The sequence below is a fragment of the Agrobacterium genomosp. 13 str. CFBP 6927 genome (assembly GCA_900012615.1).
GTDB lineage: Bacteria > Pseudomonadota > Alphaproteobacteria > Rhizobiales > Rhizobiaceae > Agrobacterium.
Map to the genome: position 1 here is coordinate 1,364,481 of LT009757.1, position 15,017 is coordinate 1,379,497.

13 protein-coding genes are annotated in these 15,017 nt (G+C 58.6%); 6 read left to right on the forward strand and 7 right to left on the reverse strand.

Going from position 1 to position 15,017, the window contains the following annotated elements:
- Nucleotides 1–2: 2 nt before the first annotated feature.
- On the reverse strand, nt 3–3,704 hold the full coding sequence (gene putA, locus AGR13A_RS20615) for a trifunctional transcriptional regulator/proline dehydrogenase/L-glutamate gamma-semialdehyde dehydrogenase (protein ID WP_080839074.1): 3,702 nt from the start codon (nt 3,702–3,704) through the stop codon (nt 3–5).
- Between the two features lie 175 nt (nt 3,705–3,879).
- On the opposite strand from putA, the gene AGR13A_RS20620 reads away from it, so the two are divergent.
- The gene (locus AGR13A_RS20620; RefSeq protein WP_035223539.1) at nt 3,880–4,350 is read left to right on the forward strand and encodes an Lrp/AsnC ligand binding domain-containing protein; all 471 of its coding nucleotides are present in this window, start codon (nt 3,880–3,882) and stop codon (nt 4,348–4,350) included.
- A gap of 67 nt (nt 4,351–4,417) precedes the next feature.
- Here the strand turns inward: AGR13A_RS20620 and AGR13A_RS20625 are convergent, their stop codons facing one another.
- Both AGR13A_RS20625 and AGR13A_RS20630 read right to left on the reverse strand, forming a co-directional pair.
- Nucleotides 4,418–4,984 (reverse strand): RNA polymerase sigma factor, encoded by a 567-nt coding sequence (locus AGR13A_RS20625; protein ID WP_003508744.1) that lies wholly within the window; start codon nt 4,982–4,984, stop codon nt 4,418–4,420.
- Nucleotides 4,984–5,190: a NepR family anti-sigma factor gene (locus AGR13A_RS20630; RefSeq protein WP_035223536.1), complete on the reverse strand. Its 207-nt coding sequence runs from the start codon at nt 5,188–5,190 to the stop codon at nt 4,984–4,986. Before AGR13A_RS20630 ends, AGR13A_RS20625 begins: the two co-directional genes overlap by 1 nt.
- A 137-nt stretch (nt 5,191–5,327) precedes the next feature.
- Between AGR13A_RS20630 and AGR13A_RS20635 the strand changes: the two genes are divergently transcribed.
- Nucleotides 5,328–6,122, forward strand: a complete 795-nt coding sequence (locus AGR13A_RS20635; protein ID WP_035223533.1) for a response regulator — start codon at nt 5,328–5,330, stop codon at nt 6,120–6,122.
- A gap of 101 nt (nt 6,123–6,223) precedes the next feature.
- Complete coding sequence (locus AGR13A_RS20640) at nt 6,224–7,207, forward strand: sensor histidine kinase (RefSeq protein WP_035223530.1); 984 nt, start codon at nt 6,224–6,226, stop codon at nt 7,205–7,207.
- Between the two features lie 285 nt (nt 7,208–7,492).
- Here the strand turns inward: AGR13A_RS20640 and AGR13A_RS20645 are convergent, their stop codons facing one another.
- On the reverse strand, nt 7,493–9,211 hold the full coding sequence (locus AGR13A_RS20645) for a sensor histidine kinase (protein ID WP_080839076.1): 1,719 nt from the start codon (nt 9,209–9,211) through the stop codon (nt 7,493–7,495).
- 237 nt (nt 9,212–9,448) lie between these two features.
- On the opposite strand from AGR13A_RS20645, the gene AGR13A_RS20650 reads away from it, so the two are divergent.
- Nucleotides 9,449–10,024 carry a PRC-barrel domain-containing protein gene (locus AGR13A_RS20650; protein WP_080839078.1) on the forward strand — a complete coding sequence of 192 codons (576 nt, stop codon included), beginning with the start codon at nt 9,449–9,451 and terminating at the stop codon, nt 10,022–10,024.
- A 106-nt stretch (nt 10,025–10,130) separates the two neighbouring features.
- Here the strand turns inward: AGR13A_RS20650 and galE are convergent, their stop codons facing one another.
- From galE to AGR13A_RS20665, 3 genes are all read right to left on the reverse strand, one after another.
- Nucleotides 10,131–11,114 (reverse strand): UDP-glucose 4-epimerase GalE, encoded by a 984-nt coding sequence (galE, locus tag AGR13A_RS20655; protein ID WP_003498526.1) that lies wholly within the window; start codon nt 11,112–11,114, stop codon nt 10,131–10,133.
- 194 nt (nt 11,115–11,308) lie between these two features.
- Complete coding sequence (locus AGR13A_RS20660; RefSeq protein ID WP_003498528.1) at nt 11,309–11,743, reverse strand: hypothetical protein; 435 nt, start codon at nt 11,741–11,743, stop codon at nt 11,309–11,311.
- Between the two features lie 9 nt (nt 11,744–11,752).
- Nucleotides 11,753–12,097, reverse strand: a complete 345-nt coding sequence (locus tag AGR13A_RS20665; protein WP_035223521.1) for a DUF883 family protein — start codon at nt 12,095–12,097, stop codon at nt 11,753–11,755.
- Nucleotides 12,098–12,398: 301 nt separating this feature from the next.
- On the opposite strand from AGR13A_RS20665, the gene nspC reads away from it, so the two are divergent.
- Both nspC and AGR13A_RS20675 read left to right on the forward strand, forming a co-directional pair.
- A complete protein-coding gene (gene nspC, locus AGR13A_RS20670) occupies nt 12,399–13,496 on the forward strand; it encodes a carboxynorspermidine decarboxylase (RefSeq protein WP_035223517.1) in 1,098 nt (365 codons plus the stop codon).
- Nucleotides 13,497–13,556: 60 nt separating this feature from the next.
- Complete coding sequence (locus tag AGR13A_RS20675; protein WP_080839080.1) at nt 13,557–14,795, forward strand: saccharopine dehydrogenase family protein; 1,239 nt, start codon at nt 13,557–13,559, stop codon at nt 14,793–14,795.
- Nucleotides 14,796–15,017 lie beyond the last annotated feature (222 nt).

The window sequence follows — 15,017 nt, forward strand, 5'->3', positions numbered from 1 at the left end:
TATCAGCCGATGCTCATCAGGCTGGCATTGCCGCCGGCGGCTGTGGTGTTGACGCTGACCGAGACTTCTTCCACCAGCCAGTCGAGCGTATAGGGCTGGCTTTCCCCGGAAAGCGCTTCCGTTGTCGCAGCCTGAACCAGAACCAGCGGGCCGGGCAGGGCGGCGATCTTCTTGTTGATCGTCACGACACGCTCCGCATCACCTTCGATCAGCGCGCCGGCGAAGGGTGCGGATTTTTCCCAGTTGTCAGCCCAGACGATGCGCGAGGTGACGGTTGCCGGCAATCCATAGATCGCTTTTTCCAGTCCCGACGCATTGTCGATGACGACCGAGTTGCCAGTGGCAAGTGCTGCCGCCAGCTGGCGATACAGCCCCTGTTCCGTAGCGGGGATCAGCAGAACCTTGCCACGCGGATGCAGCGCATAGACATTGCGCTCCCCGACCGGGCCTGCCAGTTCGGTTTCAAAGCCGAGGCCGGAAAGGGCCGCAGCCTGCCTTGCGGCCTCAGCTGCGATGGTCTGGCCGTTTTCATCCAGCCAGCGGGCAAGATCGACAGCCGCCTGGTCCTGCTGGCTGGCGACGCGATCAATCTTTGGCGCGGTCTGTGTCACGCGGCCAAGATAGAGCGGCCCGCCGGCCTTGGGGCCGGTGCCGGAAAGGCCACGCCCGCCGAAGGGCTGAACGCCGACGACCGCGCCGATGATGTTGCGGTTCACATAAAGATTGCCGGCGGCGATGCGCGACAGCACGTGCTGGATCGTATCGTCGAGGCGCGTATGCAGGCCGAAGGTCAGGCCGTAACCGGTGGCGTTGATTTCATCGATCAGCCGGTCGAGATTGTCGCGCTTGAAGCGGATGACGTGCAGCACCGGGCCGAAGACTTCGCGTTTCAGATCGGCGAGCGATTTCATCTCGATGATCGTCGGCGGCACGAAGGTGCCCTTGCCGGTTTCGCCGGCAAGCGTGATCTGTTCGATGCGATGGCCGAGCCCGCGCATGCCCTCGATGTGCTTTTCGATGATGCCCTTCGCCTCGGCGGTAATGACGGGGCCGACATCGACGGAGAGCTTGTCGGTGCGGCCGATGCGCAATTCATGCAGCGCGCCTTTCAGCATGGTCAGCGTGCGGTCCGCCACATCCTCCTGCAGGCAGAGGATGCGCAGCGCCGAGCAGCGCTGGCCGGCGCTGTCGAAAGCGGATGCGATGACATCGGCGACCACCTGCTCGGCAAGTGCGGAAGAATCGACGATCATGGCGTTCTGGCCGCCGGTTTCGGCGATCAGCGGCACCGGCTGGCCATTGGCCAGAACCCGTCCGGCAAGCTGGCCCTGAATGAGCCGCGCCACTTCCGTGGAGCCGGTGAACATCACACCGGCCGTCAATGGTGAACCAACAAGGGCCGCCCCCGTCTTGCCGTCGCCCGGCAGAAGCTGCACGGCGTCCTGTGGAACGCCTGCCTCATGCAGCAGGCGCACGCCCTGCGCCGCAATCAGCGGCGTTTCTTCGGCGGGCTTCGCCAGCACCGGATTGCCGGCAACCAGCGCCGCCGTCACCTGACCGATGAAAATGGCGAGCGGGAAGTTCCACGGGCTGATGCAGACGACCGGGCCGAGCGGTGTTTCGCCGGATTTGAAGTTCCTGCGGGCTTCCGCTGCGTAATAACGCAGGAAGTCGATGGCCTCGCGCACCTCGGCAATCGCGTTGGGCATGGATTTTCCCGCTTCGCGCATGATGAGGCCGAGCAGGGCGGGCATTTCGGCCTGCATGGCGTCGGCGGCCCGCTCGAGGCAGGCGGCGCGTTCTTCCACCGGGGTGGACGGCCAATTCGAGGCCGCCGCCCGCTGCATGGCGGCTTCGACATCGCCTTCAGTCGGCTCCGTTACATGGCCGACGATATCATTGTGGTCGCCGGGGTTGAGAACCCGGCGCGTGTTGCCACCTGCCTGCGGCGCTGTGGCTTTCCATTCTGTCGCAGCACCTGCCTTCAGGATTTTGTCCAGTGCGGCAAGCGTCGTTTCGCTGGAGAGGTCGAGGCCGGCGGAGTTTTTGCGTTCCGGGCCGAACAGGCCTTCAGGGGCGGCGATGCGGTCGTGACGCGCGCCGGGAACGGCATAGGCCTTGACCACCGCGACCGGGTCTTCCAGCAGGGAATCCACCGGCACGGCTGGGTCGGCAATGCGGTTGACGAAGGAAGAATTCGCACCGTTCTCCAGCAGGCGGCGGACGAGATAGGCCAGCAGCGTCTCATGGGTGCCGACGGGGGCATAGAAACGGCAGGGCCGGTCGAGTTTCTTCTTGCCGACGACTTCGCTGTAAAGCGGTTCACCCATGCCATGCAGGCACTGGAACTCATAGTCGCCGAGTTTGAAGCCGGGGCCGGCGAGATGGTAGATCGTCGCCATGGACTGCGCATTGTGGGTCGCAAATTGCGGGAAGACCAGATCGCGTGCGGCGAGCAGCTTTCGGGCGCAGGCAATGTAGGAGACGTCGGTGTGGACCTTGCGGGTGAAGACCGGGAAGTCTTCCAGCCCTTCCACCTGCGCGCGCTTGATTTCCGCGTCCCAATAGGCGCCCTTGACGAGACGCACCATGATGCGGCGGCCCGAGCGACGGGCGAGATCGATGATGTAGTCGAGAACGAAGGGGCAGCGGCGGCCATAGGCCTGCACGACGAAACCGAGGCCGTTCCAGCCGGCGAGGTCCCTGTCGAGCGCCAGTTCCTCCAGAAGATCGAGCGACAGTTCCAGCCGGTCGGCTTCCTCGGCATCGATATTGAGGCCGATATCGTATTTCTTGCTGAGCAGCATCAGCGATTTGACGCGCGGCAGCAGTTCCGCCATCACGCGCTCGGCCTGGGCGCGGGCGTAACGCGGATGCAGCGCCGAAAGCTTGATGGAAATGCCGGGACCGCCATAGATGCCGCGGCTGGCAGACGCCTTGCCGATGGCGTGGATGGCGTTTTCGTAGTCCTTGTAATAACGCTCCGCATCCTTGGCGGTGGTCGCGGCTTCGCCCAGCATGTCGTAGGAATATTGGAAGCCCTGTTCTTCCAGCGGCTTCGAACGCTTGATCGCTTCACCGATGGTTTCGCCGGTGACGAATTGCTCGCCCATCATGCGCATGGCCATATCGACGCCGCGACGGATGACGGGTTCGCCCGCCCGGGCGATCAGCTTGGTCAGCGCCGCCGAAAGGCCGCTATCATTGACCGTCGAGGTCAGCTTGCCGGTGATGACGAGACCCCAGGTGGCGGCGTTGACGAAAAGCGAACGCCCGCCGCCAATATGGGACTTCCAGTCACCGCGCGCGATCTTGTCGCGGATCAGCGCGTCGCGGGTGGCGGTGTCGGGAATGCGCAGCAGCGCTTCGGCGAGACACATCAGCGCCACGCCCTCATGGCTGGAGAGCGAATATTCCTGCACCAGCCCTTCGACGCCGGTGCCCTTGGTCTTGGCGCGCAATGCCTCGATCAGTTTGCGGGCCGTGTCGCGAATGGCTTTCGTCTCTTCAGCCGTCACCGTTGCGGCCTCGATCAGCGGCGCCAGGCATTCTTCCTCCGGGCGGCGATAGGCGGCGGTGATCGCCTTGCGCAGCAGGCTCTGCTCGCGCACCGGCTGCGCGAAATTCTGGAAAATGCCGTCCACCGCTTGCTGCGTGTTGACGTCGGCGTTGTTTACACTGGCGTTGATTGCACCATCGGCCATTCTGAAAACCCTGAAAAAGCTGTTGAAGACAGACCGTCGGCGGCAGCGTGTCCTCCACCCGCCGCTTTTCATCCTGGCGAGTACAATACCATCGCTGCAAAAATTGCTATGGCCCTATTTTCAGTATAAAATAGGCAATACGAACTTTTATTATTCACATTTGGCGTTAAATCACATGGCAAATAGTCAAAAAACAGACGATCTGGATCACTTCGATCTCAAGATTCTCGAGGCGCTCAGCGAAGACGGGCGCATGTCGGTCCTGCAACTGTCGAAACGCGTCGGCCTTTCCAAGACGCCTTGCCAGACGCGGCTCAAGCGGCTGGTCGACGAAGGTTATATTCTCGGCTTCCGCGCCATGCTCAATCCACAGAAACTCGGCGTCGATCACATCGCCTTTGCCGAGGTCAAGCTTTCCGATACGCGTGAAAAGGCGCTGGAGGAATTCAACGCGGCGGTGCGCAAGATCAAGGAAGTCGAGGAATGTCACATGATCGCCGGCGCCTTCGATTATCTGCTGAAGGTCCGTACCAGCGATATCCGCAAATATCGAAGAGTGCTCGGTGAAAAAATCTCAAGCCTGCCATCGGTTTCCAACACCTCGACATTCGTGGTGATGCAATCGGTCAAGGAAACCGGCATCTAAGGAAGCGGGCAAAGAAAAACGGGCAGACGCAGGCCTGCCCGTTTATTGCCGTCTGCGTTCAGTTCTCTCAGCGCGCCGTGGCAGCGGCAGTGACCGCGCTCATCTGCGCGTCGGGACCGAACTCGTTTTCGTTTTCAATGCCGAGAAGCTCCTGCAGGCGCAGCCTTGCACGGCTGACCCGGCTCTTGATCGTGCCGACCGGGCAGCCGCAGATTTCGGCGGCTTCCTCGTAGGCAAAACCCGAAGCCCCGATCAGCAGGATCGCTTCGCGCTGATCGTCCGGCAATTTCGCAAGGGCGGCGCGGAAATCCTGCAGGTCGACCGATCCGTGCTGTTCAGGGGGTACCGACAGACGCGAGGTATAGACCCCGTCCGTATCCTGCACTTCGCGCCCGGACTTGCGGATCTGGCTGTAGAACTCGTTGCGCAGGATCGTCACCAGCCATGCCCGCATGTTGGTGCCAGGCTGATAGCTGTCCTGTTTGGCCCAGGCCTTCATGATCGTGTCCTGCACGAGATCGTCTGCACGGTCCCTTGAGCGGATAAGCGAAATCGCGAAGGCACGCAGGTTCGGCAGCGCCGCCAGCATTTCCCTTTTGAAGTTGTATTCTGTCTGCTCCGGCTCTTTCGCCATCATTCCTCCGAAGCCTTGATTTTGGCTTTGCTTTCGGCTTCATCGAGTTTTTCGAGAAGGTCGAGGAATTTATCAGGGATGCCTTCATCCTGAACGGCATCGTAAAGCTCCCTGAGCTTGCGGGAAATCACCGCCCGCCCGGAGTGCGGAACCTGGGGGGCGGCCGAATTGTCCGGCTGATCTTGGTCCGATTGAAATATGTTCATAACGTCCGGTATTCCTTTTGTGTCGAGCAAAGAATGCGTGATGAAAAAAATAGTTCCGACGCTTCGGAACTTTTTTTGCGATGCGCACGTTGCTATCTTGGGTTTGCGTTGCAGGCCGCATGAAAGGGGAGAATTCCATGTCAGTTTCTACACGCATCGCACCGCACCTGCCATATCTGCGCAGGTTCGCGCGTGCCGTTTGCGGCTCACAATCCACGGGCGATGCCTATGTTGCGGCAACACTCGAAGCTCTGATTGCCGATATCAGCATCTTCCCGCAGACAAGCAGCGATCGGGCTTCGCTCTATCAATTGTTTGTATCAATCTTTAGTTCCGTCACGATCAATATTAAGGCCGACGAAAACCTGTCGGGATGGGAAAAACGCGCCTCTGCGAACCTCTCCGCCGTGCCGCCTCTCGCCCGTCAGGCTTTCCTTCTGACCACGGTCGAGGAGTTCACGCCTTCGGAAGCAGCAGAGGTTCTGAAAGTGTCCGAAGATCGCGTCGGCCAGTTGATCGACGAGGCGGCCTCGGAAATCGCGCGTCAGGTGGCGACCGATATCATGATTATCGAGGATGAACCTCTGATCGCCATGGATATTGAGCAGATGGTCACCGATCTCGGCCACCGCGTCACGGGCATTGCCCGCACGCATACCGAGGCACTCGACCTCTTCCATCGCACCCAGCCGAAGATGATCCTTGCCGACATCCAGCTTGCCGATGGCAGTTCCGGCCTCGATGCAATGAAGGACATCCTCCAGATGACGTCCCTGCCGGTGATTTTCATTACGGCTTTTCCGGAGCGACTTTTGACGGGTGAACGTCCTGAACCGACTTTCCTTGTTACCAAGCCGTTTAACCCGGATATGGTGAAAGCGCTTATCAGCCAGGCTCTGTTTTTCAACGAAAGCTCTCGCGTCGCGGCGTGAAGTTTGCCGAAACCGCGGATGAACTGGGAACCAGTGGGGTTCCCGGGCGTTGGCGGTTACGGTCGTGGGACTTTCCCACGGCTTTCTGCAAGGAGACGAATTTGCATCGGCTGGCATGGCATAACGCGGAAAGGAACGAGAGTGAGCTTCACGATTCGCTCGTCCTTGCGTTGCTCGATTCGGGTGAAACAGTCATGCTGCAGGACTGGAACCGCGATTACATATTCGTGGCCAACCTGCCGGATGTCTGGCGTTTGCCGGCAGATTCCCATCCAACTGATGAGAATCTGTTCGGCGACGATCTCTCCGCGCGGCTTGCCGAACTTAAAAAGGATATGAATGCCGCGGGCAGCCGGGGCATGCTGGAAGTGAATGCCGGAAACGACCGGGTCTTCCAGTTTCAGGTCTATTCCACCTTCAACCAGTCGAACCAGACGGTGCTGAAAACCACCATAAGGGAGGTAACGGCGGAAAGGCGGCGCGAGCAGCTTTTGCGCTCGCTGCTGCGTGAAGTCAGCCACCGTTCCAAGAATCTCCTGGCGATCATCCAGAGTCTTGCGGGCCAGACGGCCCGTTTCAGCCTCACCAAGGATGATTTTCTGCGCAAATTCCGGGGACGGTTGCATGCCCTTGCCCAAAGTCAGGATCTCATCACGGATTCCGACTGGAGGGGCGCGCGCATATTCGAGCTTCTTCGTCAGCAGTTTGACCTTTATGTGCCGGAATATCCGAACCTCATCCACATGGAGGGGGAAAACCTGCTGCTCAATCCGAATGGCGCGCTCTATATCGGGCTCGCCTTCCACGAGCTGGTGGTCAATACGGTCAGCCATAGCGGCAATCTCGCCTATCATCCGCCAATATCCTTGCAGTGTCGCCAGGAAGGTGATTCCTACATTGTGGAATGGATAGAGCCGATCAAGCCGTCGAAAGAACCGGCCGAGGTACGGCGCGGCAGCTTCGGCAGTGTTGTTCTTGAAAAAGTGGTTCCATCCGCATTGGGTGGAAGCGCCGAATATCAGCTGACACCCGAGCGCATCGTCTATCGGTTGAAATTTCCCTCCGGTGCTGGCGCGGATTCTTGAGATAAGTACCGGATATGAGGGGTTTGCCAGGAGGGAGCGACCGGCTTCGATCTTGCGGAAAGCGCAATAAAAAAGCACGGCTCGTATGAGAGCCGTGCTATTTTTATAACAGGTTTTCAGGGGCGAAACCTGTTTATTTTCAGCCAAGCTTCAGGCGGGGACGGGGGAATTGCTTGGCCTGCAGTAAGAATGCCTGTGGCTGGATTCGGTTCCCCTCAAATCTATTTTTTTTGACAGAGGCCAAATTCACCTGCCGTTTACACCGGCACATGGGTCCTGAGACCCTTAGTGCGCCGGTTCGGACCGCCTCGGAATGAAGTAGCGCATTGGTGCTTCGAGCGACCATTCGAAACCGGTTTCGCGATATTCCGTTGTCACCTGTCCGCCAAACGCGCCTTCGGCGTGCCGTTTGATGACGGTGGTGCCAAAACCCTTGCGGGTCGGCTCCGTTGCCGGCGGGCCACCCGTCTCGGTCCAGATGAGATGGATCATCTGCCTTCCGTCTTTTTCAAGCGTCTTCCAGCTCAGGGTGATCTTTCCCAAGGGAACCGACAGCGATCCATATTTGATGGAGTTCGTCGTCAGCTCATGCACCACAAGGCCAAAATTCTGTGCCGCTTCGGGAGAAAGCATGAAATCTTCTCCCGAAAGCGCGAAACGCTCGGAAACCGTACCGAAAACGTCGAGATGGGTCTCTATCAGCTTGCGGATAGGCAGGCCCTGCCACTGAACTTCCGCCAAGGCCCGGATCGACATTCCCAGACCGCGCAGACGGTGATCCACCTCTTTCTGGAATTCCGGGATGCTTTTATTCTCCCGTCCCAGCTGCCGGATCATCGCCTGAACCAGCGTCAGAATGTTCTTGGAGCGGTGAACGAGTTCGTGCAGCAGCAATTGCAGCCGCTCCTCCGACTGGCTTCTGTCGAAGGAGGCGTTGGAGAGCGCAATGGCAACCTGGTTGGCCTCCTTGATCTTGGTATCGACGGGGGCCACGATCTCGCCTTCACCGATGCGCTCGGCCATATGGGTCAGGTCGCGAATGGACATGCGCAATTGCCGGCCAACCAGATAGGCGCCGCCGATGGCGATCAATACGAGCATCAGGCTGCCGATCATCATCTGCCGCCAGGTATCCACCAGCGCCGCCTGGCTTGCGGCAAGCGGTCCCCACATCACGATCTTCCATTGCCAGCCCGGTAATTGCGCATAGGCGTAAAGATTGCCCTTGCCGTCGAAAAAATTGCCGCTGAAGGCCTGCATTTCCGAAAGGACGGCGGGGGTGACGAATGGCTTGCCCACCTCTGCCTCCCCCTGTGAACTGGAAACGACAACGCGATTTGTACCGTCGATGATGGCGACCGCCCAGTTGCGCGGCAGGTTTTCGGTGGGAATGAGCCGGCTGAGGTCACTGGCGTTCTGCGTCAGGATCAGGGCGTCTCCGGCCGAACCCAGATCCGGGTTGAGCGGCATCGTAACGTTGAATACCCATTCCTTGCTGGTTGCGCCGAAAAACATGTCCGAGACGGTGATGCGGCGGGATTCGATCGCCTTTTCGAGATTGGCCTCGGCCGGCACCTTGCCCAGTGGCTGGCCATAGGGCACGCGCGTATTGAGGCGCTGCTGGCCGTCCTTGGTGGCGAGAATGGCGAAAAGTCCTTCCCGTTTCAGACTTTCGGCAACACGTCCCTGAAAGGCGGAAAGATTGCCGCTTTCAAGCTCGGGGAATTGCGACAGCAGGTTGAGGGAGGTGGCGATTTCCTGCAGGCGGCGATCGATATTGCGGCTGACGACCCGCGCATCCTCAATGGTCTCGCGCTGCAGGTCATCGCGTTTTTCGGCTTCGAGGCGCAGCATCAGATAGCCGCCGAAAAGAATGAGCGGCAGTGTAATGACGGTTGCCATCACCACCAAATAGGTGCCGATGGAGGCGGTCGGGAAAAAATTCGCGCTGCGCCGACGCAAAGCCGAGATCATGTCTTTCAGTTCTTTGCCGGATTGAGGCATACAAAAACTCCGGCAGTTACGTCCTTGTTACGTCAGGGATAATACCGTGCCAGTCCCCTTTAGCAATGCCTGATTTTTACCCTCGGTTGTCGCGACACGCCCCAATTGCGTCGGTGTGATTGAAAAAATCGGAACTATTTCAACGATCAACCCGTTTGCAAAACGAACCGGCCAAGCGGCGGAAGCAAAACTCGTTACCGCCGGGCCAGTTGAGAACGATGAAAGGAAGGTACGAAAATGGCAAAGAAACTGAACATACTCGTCACCGCCGCCCTGATGGGCACGACGGCTTTCGCGCCGCTTGCCATCGCTCAGGGCACCACCCAGCCTGCACCGGCAAGTCCGAGTGCGCAGACCGAGCCGGCAACGCCGCCTGCTACCCCCATGGCGCCTACGGCTCCTGCGGCCAATGACAGTGCGGCATCAACGACGGGCGGCGCCTACATCACCGAGCAGGGTGAAACGCAGATCAGCGCCAATGATTATATCGGCAAATCGGTCTACACCGCCGCCGATGAAAGCATCGGTAATGTCACCAACCTCATCATGGAACAGGATGGCGGCCTCGTTGCAGCCGTGATTGGCGTCGGCGGCTTCCTCGGCATCGGTGCCAAGGATGTGGCCGTTCCCATGGACAAGGTGACCATGACGCGTAACGCGCAGGATGGCACAATCCGTCTGACAACGACGGAGACGGCGGAAACGCTGAAGGCGGCACCAGAATTCAAGACGCTGGAACAGAAGGCCAGCGAAAAGAATGCGGCAACGCCGGCTGCACCTGACAGCACGACCACTTCAGCTACAAAGCCTTAATCCCATACCTGGGAGGCAGGAGCGGGACTGGCTGACAGCAGCCGTCTCGCGAGAGGCACCGGCCAGAAGGCCGGTGTCTTTTTGTGCCGTTTACGCCCGCAGGTGCTCAGTCCCCGGCGTTGCGCGACGAATGCCAGGCCCAGGCGGATTTGATGATGTCGGCCAGCGAATAACGCGGTTCCCAGCCGAGAACAGCCTTTGCCTTGTCATTATTGGCCACAAGGGTGGTGGAATCGCCATCGCGGCGGTCTGTATATTCAACCGGGAAGGGGCGGCCGGACACTTCAGAAATCGCCGCCAGCAATTCCTTCACCGTCGTACCGGTGCCGGTGCCGAGGTTCAGTTCGACGGTTTCACCGCCGGCCAGCAGATAATCCACCGCTCGCACATGGGCGTCGGCCAGATCGAGAATGTGGATATAGTCGCGCACGCAGGTGCCGTCACGGGTGTCGTAATCCGTGCCGAATACCTTGAAGCCCTGACGCCGGCCGAGTGCCGCCTCGATGGCAAGCGGAATCGCATGGGTTTCCGGCTTGTGCCATTCGCCGATGCGGCCTTCGAAATCGGCGCCCGCGGCATTGAAATAGCGCAGCATCACCGAGCGCAGCCCCTTATAGGTGCTGTAATCCTTCAGAGCCTGCTCGACCACCCATTTGGTGCGGCCATAGGGGTTGATCGGCGCCTGCCGGTGCGTCTCGTCGATCGGCACCTGTTCCGGTAATCCATAGGTGGCGCAGGTGGAGGAGAAAACGAAGGCCGTGACGCCGGCATCGATGGCGGCCGAGAGAAGGTTCAGCGAGCCGATGACGTTGTTGTCGTAGAAGGCAACCGGCTGTTTCACCGATTCGCCGACTTCGATCAGTGCTGCAAAATGCAGGACGGCTTCCGGCTGGTGTTTGGCAAAGACTTCGTCCAATCGCGCCCGATCGCGAATATCGCCCTGTTCAAAGGGTCCCCACCGGACAAATTCCTCATGCCCATTGGACAGATTGTCGAAAACGACCGGTTCATATCCTCTTTCGGATAAAAGAAGGCAGGTATGCGAACCAATATAGCCGGCACCGCCGACGACAAGGACTTTCTTCTTCATCAATCGCCTTTCAGAAAAACACGCGGACGCGCCGAGACTGTATGTCACTTTGTTCAAATAAGGGCGGCCTGGCAGCAAGCGCCAACAACCAATCTATCCATCGCGGGTAACATAAAAAAAACTGCGCATCCATGGTTAGGATGCGCAGCAACTAATGAGAGCTTGACGAAGAGCCGAAACACGCCCGAAGGTGTCTATTTCTTTTTTCGCGTATTCGCCCTCGTCGCCAGAAAACCGGCGGCCATGGCGACGGCAAGCGTCGCATAGGGCCGCGCCTGGATCGCCAGCGTCAGCAGCGATTGCAAGGCCAGGGGTGCTGCGGTTAGGGGCGCAGCCGTCAAAGGCGCGACGGGCCGCGCCGCGTAGGCTCTGGGACGTTTGACGATTGCCAATGCCACCAGCATGATGACACCGAGCAGGAAGGCTGTGCCGGCGACGACGAGCGCGGCAGGACCGGCACCGACATGCCGGGCAAGGTAGATCGACCCCGCAACCACGGCGGCGACAAAGGCGATCAGAAAGAAGACACCGGTCAGCACCCAAAGGATGATGGTGGCGCGCAGACGCCGGGTGACGACGCGTCCTTCGCGCTGGGTGTCTCCCAGATAGACCAGCAATGCCTCAAGCATGATGCGGCCTTATCGACGTGTAAGGAGGGCGAGCAGGAAGCCCACGCCCACGGCAATACCGAGGGACTGGAGCGGGTTTTTCTGGACCTGATCCGTCAGATTGTCGTTCAGCGAAGAAATTTCGTTGCGAACGCTATCCGCCATCTCGCCGGATGCAGTCAGGGCATCGTCGGCAACGCGGGCGGCCTGTGCCTTCAGTTCATGCGAGGCGCCGACGCCAAGCGCCTTAACGCTCTTGGCAAGATTTGCCAGATCTTCGCGAAGCTGGGCAAGCTGTGCCGCCACTTCGGCTGCATCACCGTTTTCGAGGGATTGCTGGATCTTGTCATTGACGCTGCTACGCACGCTTGCCATAGGTGAAGTCCTTCCTGGAACATCGTTGATGGAAATTGCGACAGGCCAAACCGACTGCCGCAGCAGGTGAATTCCGTCGCTCAATAACCTGGGTTTGCGCAACCGAAACACCTGCCTGTCCGCCATTCAAACGCGCCGATGCTTGCTTGGTTCCGCGCCTGGCATGTTTTCTTCATGGGCATTTAAGGGCCGGGGGCAATTTTCCGGGAATTCGGTGCCGGACATTTGTTTTCCTGTCACAAGCATCATATAAGGCCCATCATCGAGACGTACCTTGACTTCAATCAATATGTGAAACGACATGCTTCAGACGCCTTATTACCTCATCGACAAGACAAAACTTCTTCGCAACATGGAGAAGATTGCCTATGTGCGGGAAAAATCCGGCGCCAAGGCGTTGCTGGCGCTGAAATGCTTCGCCACATGGTCGGTGTTCGATTTCATGTCGCAATATATGGACGGCACCACCTCGTCCTCGCTTTATGAAGTCCGCCTTGGCCGCGAGAAATTTGGCGGTGAAACGCACGCCTATTCCGTCGCCTATGCCGATTACGAAATCGACGAGGTGATCTCGAATGCGGACAAGATCATCTTCAACTCCATCGGCCAGCTGGAGCGTTTCGCGGAGAAGGCGTCGGGCATCACCCGGGGTCTGCGCCTCAATCCGCAGGTCAGCTCCTCGAGCTTCGATCTTGCCGATCCCGCGCGTCCCTTCAGCCGTCTTGGCGAATGGGATGTCGCCAAGGTCGACAAGGTCATGGACCGTATTTCAGGTTTCATGATCCACAATAATTGCGAGAACGGCGATTTTTCGCTGTTCGACCGCATGCTGACGCAGATTGAAGAAAAATTCGGATCGCTGCTATCGCGTGCTGAATGGGTGAGCCTCGGTGGCGGCATTCACTTCACGGGCGACAATTATCCGCTCGACCAGTTCTGCGACCGTCTGCGCGCCTTTTCGGAAAAATATGGTGTGCAGGTCTATCTGGAGCCGGGCGAAGCCTCGATCACCAAGAGCACGACGCTGGAAGTGACGGTTCTCGACACGCTGTTCAACGGCAAGAACCTCGCCATCGTCGACAGCTCCATCGAAGCGCACATGCTCGATCTGCTGATCTACCGCGAAACCGCCAAGGTTTCGCCGAACGAGGGTGAGCATCCCTACATGGTCTGCGGCAAGTCCTGCCTTGCGGGCGATATTTTCGGCGATTTCCGCTTCGACAAGGAGCTGAAGGTCGGTGACCGCATCTCCTTCCAGGATGCGGCCGGCTACACCATGGTCAAGAAGAACTGGTTCAACGGTGTGAAAATGCCGACCATCGCCATCAAGGAACTGGACGGCACCGTTCGCGCCGTTCGTGAATTTGACTTTGCCGATTTCGAGCAAAGCCTGTCTTAAACCCTGTTTTTAACATGAAACGAAGCTCATCCCTGCGGGGAAAAGGAGGCATCACCTGAAATGAAGAAGAACGTTCTGATCATCGGCGCCGGTGGCGTAGCACAGGTCGTGGCGCATAAATGCGCCCAGAACAGCGATGTATTGGGAGACATTCATATTGCGTCACGGACTTTGGGAAAGTGCCGCAAGATTGTCGAGTCCGTACGCGAAAAGAAGAGCCTCAAGACAGATGTGAAACTTGAGGCCCATGCGCTTGACGCTATGGATATCGAGGCGACGAAAGCCTTGATTAAACAGACCGGTGTTGAAATCGTCATCAACGTCGGTTCGTCTTTCGTCAACATGTCCGTTCTTCGGGCCTGCATGGACACAGGTGTTGCCTATATGGACACGGCGATCCACGAGGATCCCACCAAGATTTGCGAGGCGCCGCCGTGGTACGGAAACTACGAGTGGAAGCGTGCGGAAGAATGCCAGGAAAAGGGTGTTACCGCCATTCTCGGCGTCGGTTTCGATCCGGGCGTGGTGAACGCCTATGCGCGTCTCGCCAAGGATGACTATTTCGACAAGGTCACTTCGGTCGATATCGTTGATATCAATGCCGGCAGCCATGGCCGCTGGTTCTCGACGAATTTTGACCCGGAAATCAACTTCCGCGAATTCACCGGCGTTGTCTATTCCTGGCAGAAGGGTGAATGGCAGACGAACCAGATGTTCGAAGTCGGTCAGGAATTCGACCTGCCTGTCGTCGGCAAGCAGAAGGCCTATATGACCGGCCATGACGAAGTGCATTCGCTGTCCAAAAACATGGATGGTGCCGATGTGCGCTTCTGGATGGGTTTCGGCGATCATTATATCAACGTCTTCACCGTGCTGAAGAACCTCGGCCTCCTGTCCGAAAAGCCGGTCAAGACGGCTGAAGGTCTTGAGGTCGTACCGCTGAAGGTCGTCAAGGCCGTGCTGCCCGATCCGTCTTCGCTGGCGCCCGACTATGTCGGCAAGACCTGCATCGGCGATATCGTCAAGGGCATCAAGGACGGCAAGGAACGCGAAGTCTTCATCTACAATGTGGCTGACCACAAGGAAGCCTATGAAGAAGTCGGCTCGCAGGGCATCTCCTACACCGCCGGCGTTCCCCCGGTCGCCGCCGCCATGCTCATCGCCACCGGCGAATGGGACGTGAAGCAGATGGCCAATGTGGAAGAACTGCCGCCGAAGCCGTTCCTGAACATTTTGAACAAGATTGGTTTGCCGAACCGCATCAAGGATGAAAACGGCGACCGGGCGCTGGAATTCTAAGCGCAGCATTCTTGACGGATAGAAACAGAAAAGCCCCGCGAAAGCGGGGCTTTTTTCTTGGCTATACAGCTTATCTTTCCCGCGCGAGACGCAAAACGGGCGTAGCGCCAATCGCTGGAAAGATTAAGTCTTACCAGCTACGCGGCGTCATCCTCGGCCCTGTGCCGAGGATCCAATCACGTTGAATGGAATTAACAGGTCGCAGATCCTCGGGACAAGCCC

Excerpts from the sequence above, each read along its gene's own strand:
- putA (WP_080839074.1), bottom strand. The coding sequence starts at position 3,704 with ATGGCCGATGGTGCAATCAACGCCAGTGTAAACAACGCCGACGTCAAC.
- AGR13A_RS20620 (WP_035223539.1), top strand. The coding sequence starts at position 3,880 with ATGGCAAATAGTCAAAAAACAGACGATCTGGATCACTTCGATCTCAAG.
- AGR13A_RS20625 (WP_003508744.1), bottom strand. The coding sequence starts at position 4,984 with ATGGCGAAAGAGCCGGAGCAGACAGAATACAACTTCAAAAGGGAAATG.
- AGR13A_RS20630 (WP_035223536.1), bottom strand. The coding sequence starts at position 5,190 with ATGAACATATTTCAATCGGACCAAGATCAGCCGGACAATTCGGCCGCC.
- AGR13A_RS20635 (WP_035223533.1), top strand. The coding sequence starts at position 5,328 with ATGTCAGTTTCTACACGCATCGCACCGCACCTGCCATATCTGCGCAGG.
- AGR13A_RS20645 (WP_080839076.1), bottom strand. The coding sequence starts at position 9,211 with ATGCCTCAATCCGGCAAAGAACTGAAAGACATGATCTCGGCTTTGCGT.
- AGR13A_RS20650 (WP_080839078.1), top strand. The coding sequence starts at position 9,449 with ATGGCAAAGAAACTGAACATACTCGTCACCGCCGCCCTGATGGGCACG.
- galE (WP_003498526.1), bottom strand. The coding sequence starts at position 11,114 with ATGAAGAAGAAAGTCCTTGTCGTCGGCGGTGCCGGCTATATTGGTTCG.
- AGR13A_RS20660 (WP_003498528.1), bottom strand. The coding sequence starts at position 11,743 with ATGCTTGAGGCATTGCTGGTCTATCTGGGAGACACCCAGCGCGAAGGA.
- AGR13A_RS20665 (WP_035223521.1), bottom strand. The coding sequence starts at position 12,097 with ATGGCAAGCGTGCGTAGCAGCGTCAATGACAAGATCCAGCAATCCCTC.
- nspC (WP_035223517.1), top strand. The coding sequence starts at position 12,399 with ATGCTTCAGACGCCTTATTACCTCATCGACAAGACAAAACTTCTTCGC.
- AGR13A_RS20675 (WP_080839080.1), top strand. The coding sequence starts at position 13,557 with ATGAAGAAGAACGTTCTGATCATCGGCGCCGGTGGCGTAGCACAGGTC.